This is a genomic window from Methylobacterium sp. CCH5-D2 (assembly GCF_001556475.1).
GTDB lineage: Bacteria > Pseudomonadota > Alphaproteobacteria > Rhizobiales > Beijerinckiaceae > Methylobacterium > Methylobacterium hispanicum.
Map to the genome: position 1 here is coordinate 1 of NZ_LSIX01000985.1, position 3,868 is coordinate 3,868.

Here is a 3,868-nt window from a genome sequence, read left to right on the forward strand (position 1 = left end):
GCCAAGCTCCGGGCCTGCGCCGCCTATGCCAGCCAGATCGGCTTCCAGTTCGGCGGCCCGGCCGGTTTGGAGGCGCGGCTGGCGCAAGAGGAAGGACGCGAGCGCCTCCGCCTCTCCGGATCGCCGCCGCCGGACCTCGCGGCGCTGCGCGACGGGACCGGATGACCGGGCTCGCGCCCGACCAGCCGAAATCCCTGCGCGATCCGGCGGCGCTCGCCGCGCGCCGTGCCCTGGTGGATGCCCCCCACATCGCCCCCATCCGCGCGCTCGCCCGGCGCATAGCAGACGAGCGGCGAGCGCCCGTCCCCGACCCCGATCCGCTCGACGGCGGCGTCAACGCCCGGATGCTCCTCCTCTTGGAGACGCCGGGCCCCGCGGTCGTCCGCACCGGCTTCGTCACCCGCGACAGCGCCACCGGCACCGCCGCGAACCTGTTCCGCTTCCTCGCCGAGGCCGGCATCCCCCGGGCCGACACCCTGATCTGGAACGTCGTGCCCTGGGTGATCCACGCCCCCGGCGCGCTCAACCGCGCCCCGCGCCGGGCGGAGCTGCGCGCGGCCGAACCCTACCTTGGCCCCCTCCTCGACCTCCTGCCCGGCCTCGCGGTGGCGGTGCTGGCCGGGCGCTTCGCCGGGGAGGCGCGTCCCGCGTTCGAGGCCCTGCGGCCGGGATTGCCGGTGGTCGGCGTGCCGCATCCGAGCCCGACCTACGTCTGCACAGCGCCCGCCGTCCCGGAACGCATCCGGGCGGGGATGGAGGAGGCCGCCGTCATCCTGCGGACATCTCGCGCGGGCATCGCTGCCTCCTGACGCGGCCGCACAGGACCGTGGAGGGCGCGCGGCGTCGCTGGTCATCGGCGGCCGCAGGTCCTACATGCGGGCGACAAGCCGCGGCCGAGCCCGCGGACCCGACACACAGGCAGGTTTCCGGGCAGGTCCGCGGATGCCGGCCCGGCGCCGTCGTCTCGTCGCGAGGCGGGCGGCCGCTCCGGAGGAAGGCGGACAACGATCGGCATGAACGTCCAGGGCCAGCATCGCCCGGCGATCGAGGGGGCCGAGGCCATCGACGCCGACGCCGCGGCGCGCGGGGCCGGCGTGCCGGAGGCCGCGCGCCCGCGCGGCCGCCGCCGCTACGCCTGGATCGGCACGGTCGCGAGCGTCGTGCTCTTCGTGGTCTCGCTCGGGGTGCTCTGGCACCTCGCGCAGGACATCACCTGGGCCGACCTGCACGCCGCGATGGCGGAGAAGACGGGCACGCAGTTCGCCATCGCCTTCGGCTTCGTCTTCGTGAGCTACCTCTTCCTCACCGGCTACGACGCGCTGGCCCTACGCCAGCTCCGGGTGAGCGTGCCCTACGGGATCACCGCGCTCGCCTCGTTCACGAGCTACGCGGTGAGCTTCACGCTGGGCTTCGCGCTCTTCACAGCGGGCACGATCCGCTACTGGATCTACGCCCGCCACGGGCTCAACGCCGCCAAGATCGCCGCGCTCACGGTGATCGCGGGCTTCACCTTCTGGCTCGGCATGGGCGTGGTGCTGGGCCTCAGCCTCGTGATCGAGGCGGGCCAGCTCGCGGGGCTCGCCTTCACGTCGATCCGGATCAACCAGGGCGTGGGGCTGGCGGCTTTGGCCGCCGTGCTCGGCTACCTCGCCTGGGTCTCGGCCAAGCGCCGCAGCGTGACCGTGAGGCACTGGCGGCTCGAACTGCCCGGCGCCTCGGTGTCGATCGGCCAGATGATCGTGGGGATCGGCGACGTCTGCGCGGCGGCGGCCGTGCTCTACGTGCTGCTGCCGGACGGGCTCACCATCGGCTTCACCACCTTCCTGGCGATCTACGTGCTGGCCGCGATGCTCGGCATCGCCTCGAACGTGCCGGGGGGCGCGGGCGTGTTCGAATCGACCATCTTGGTCGCCCTCTCCAGCCTGCCGCGCGACCAAGTCCTCGGCTCGCTCCTCCTGTTCCGGGTCTGCTACTACCTCGTGCCCTTCGGCGTCGCCCTGCTGATGCTCGGCGCCTTCGAGGCGAAGCGCCGCCTGGGCGGCCGCTAGCCGGTGCGGGCCGGGTGAGATGGGCCGCGACGCCGTCTCCCAAGCCGCCTGGACCGGCGCCGCGCTCGCCGCCGGCCTGACGCTGGCGGCCGCCTGGCTCGTCGGCGCCCTCGACGGCTCCCTCGTCCTGGCGGCCCTAGCGGCGGCCTGCCTCGGCGGCCTCGCGGGCGCGCGACGCCGGAGCGCCACCGTGCCGGAGCCGCTGCGCCCGAGCGCCGAGCGCCACGTCATCGCCGAGGCGCTGCTCGCCCACGTGCCCGATCCGGTCATCCTCGTGGACCGCCGCGCGGTGGTGATCGAGGCGAACCCGGCGGCGCGCGCCCTGCTGCCGGCCATGCGCCTGCGCCACCCGCTCTCCTTCGGCCTGCGCGCGCCCGACGTGCTCGACGGCATCGAGGAGGTTCTGCGCACGGGCGAGCCCCTCAAGGTCGCCTACGCCACCCGCGTGCCGACCGAGCGCGCCTTCGAGGTGCAGGTCGGCGCGCTCGCCATGCCGGACGGGTCGGGGCCGAACGTGGTCCTGTTCCTGCGCGACCTCACCGCGGCCCGGCGCCTGGAGGCGATGCGGGTCGATTTCGTCGCCAACGCGAGCCACGAGCTGCGCACGCCGCTGGCCTCGCTGCTCGGCTTCATCGAGACCCTGCAGGGGCCCGCCCGCAACGACGCGCCCGCCCGCGAGCGCTTCCTCGACATCATGCGCGCCCAGGCCCAGCGCATGACACGGCTGATCGACGACCTGCTCTCGCTCTCGCGCATCGAGCTGCGCGAGCACATGCCGCCGACGAAGCCGGTCGATTTCGGGAGCCTCGCCCGCCAGATGGTCGAGATGCAGGCCCCGCTCGCCGCCGAGCGGGGCGTCGCCGTGACCTTCGCGGGGGCGGGGGCCTTCCCGGTGCTGGGCGAGCCCGACGAGCTGGCGCGCGTGGTCGAGAACCTCGTGGAGAACGCCGTGCGGTACGGCGGCGGGCGCGTCGCGGTGGGGCTCGCCCGCGCGGAGGGTCGGCACGGCCCCGAGATCGTCCTCACCGTGCAGGACGACGGGCCCGGCATCGCGCCCGAGCACATCCCGCGGCTGACCGAGCGCTTCTACCGGGTGAACGTGGCCTCCAGCCGCGAGAAGGGCGGCACGGGGCTCGGCCTCGCCATCGTGAAGCACAGCCTGAACCGCCACCAGGGCCGACTGCAGATCGAGAGCACGCTCGATGTCGGGACGACGGTCCGGGTGGTCCTGCCCGCGCGGCCCGAGCCGGAACCGGGAAGCGCGGGGCAGAGGGAGGGCGCGGGGGCGTAGGGCCGTGCCCGGACGGACGGACGGCCGCCGCGGCGGGTGGCGCGGCGGGCGGCGCGGCGGGCGGCGCGGCGGCCCTTGACCTTCCCATCATGGGAAGGGCCACATGTTCGGGCATGGAGACTGATCCCCGTTCCGCCGGTTCCCGTTCCACCATGTCCGCACAGAGCGCCGCACCTGTCAGCTTCCCGGTCGAGGGCCTCACCTGCGCCTCCTGCGTCGGCCGCGTCGAGCGCGCGCTCGGCCGCCTGCCGGGCGCCAGCGCGGTCAGCGTCAACCTCGCCACGGGCCGGGCGAGCCTGCTCCTCGGACCCGGCGCCGCGCCCGCCGACGCCGCCGAGGCCGTGGAGGCGGCGGGCTACGCCGTGCCCGGGACCGAGACCGTGCTCGCCGTCTCGGGCCTCTCCTGCGCCGCCTGCGTCGGCCGCGTCGAGCGCGCGCTGGCGGCCGTGCCGGGCGTCGGCGGGGCCTGCGCGTCCAGGGGCTCGGCCGTGTAGCCCGCCGCCGCGACCGCGGCGACGAGGTCGGCGGG

4 protein-coding genes and 1 pseudogene are annotated in these 3,868 nt (G+C 75.3%); all 5 read left to right on the plus strand.

Annotated features, from left to right (window positions below; all coding sequences use genetic code 11):
* Nucleotides 1-165 (plus strand): annotated as a pseudogene (locus AX737_RS38470) (PIG-L family deacetylase); the annotation flags it as partial.
* Nucleotides 162-809, plus strand: coding sequence for a uracil-DNA glycosylase (locus AX737_RS26670; protein ID WP_066926750.1), 648 nt, complete (start codon nucleotides 162-164; stop codon nucleotides 807-809). The pseudogene AX737_RS38470 and the gene AX737_RS26670, both read left to right, overlap by 4 nt.
* A 204-nt stretch (nucleotides 810-1,013) precedes the next feature.
* Entirely contained in the window at nucleotides 1,014-2,048 is a 1,035-nt protein-coding gene (locus AX737_RS26675) for a lysylphosphatidylglycerol synthase domain-containing protein (RefSeq protein ID WP_066926752.1), read from the plus strand.
* Nucleotides 2,049-2,067: 19 nt separating this feature from the next.
* Nucleotides 2,068-3,339 carry an ATP-binding protein gene (locus AX737_RS26680; protein ID WP_066926754.1) on the plus strand — a complete coding sequence of 424 codons (1,272 nt, stop codon included), beginning with the start codon at nucleotides 2,068-2,070 and terminating at the stop codon, nucleotides 3,337-3,339.
* A 152-nt stretch (nucleotides 3,340-3,491) separates the two neighbouring features.
* A complete protein-coding gene (locus AX737_RS26685) occupies nucleotides 3,492-3,833 on the plus strand; it encodes a heavy metal-associated domain-containing protein (RefSeq protein ID WP_066926756.1) in 342 nt (113 codons plus the stop codon).
* Nucleotides 3,834-3,868 lie beyond the last annotated feature (35 nt).

Excerpts from the sequence above, each read along its gene's own strand:
- AX737_RS26680 (WP_066926754.1), top strand. The coding sequence starts at position 2,068 with ATGGGCCGCGACGCCGTCTCCCAAGCCGCCTGGACCGGCGCCGCGCTC.
- AX737_RS26675 (WP_066926752.1), top strand. The coding sequence starts at position 1,014 with ATGAACGTCCAGGGCCAGCATCGCCCGGCGATCGAGGGGGCCGAGGCC.
- AX737_RS26670 (WP_066926750.1), top strand. The coding sequence starts at position 162 with ATGACCGGGCTCGCGCCCGACCAGCCGAAATCCCTGCGCGATCCGGCG.
- AX737_RS26685 (WP_066926756.1), top strand. The coding sequence starts at position 3,492 with ATGTCCGCACAGAGCGCCGCACCTGTCAGCTTCCCGGTCGAGGGCCTC.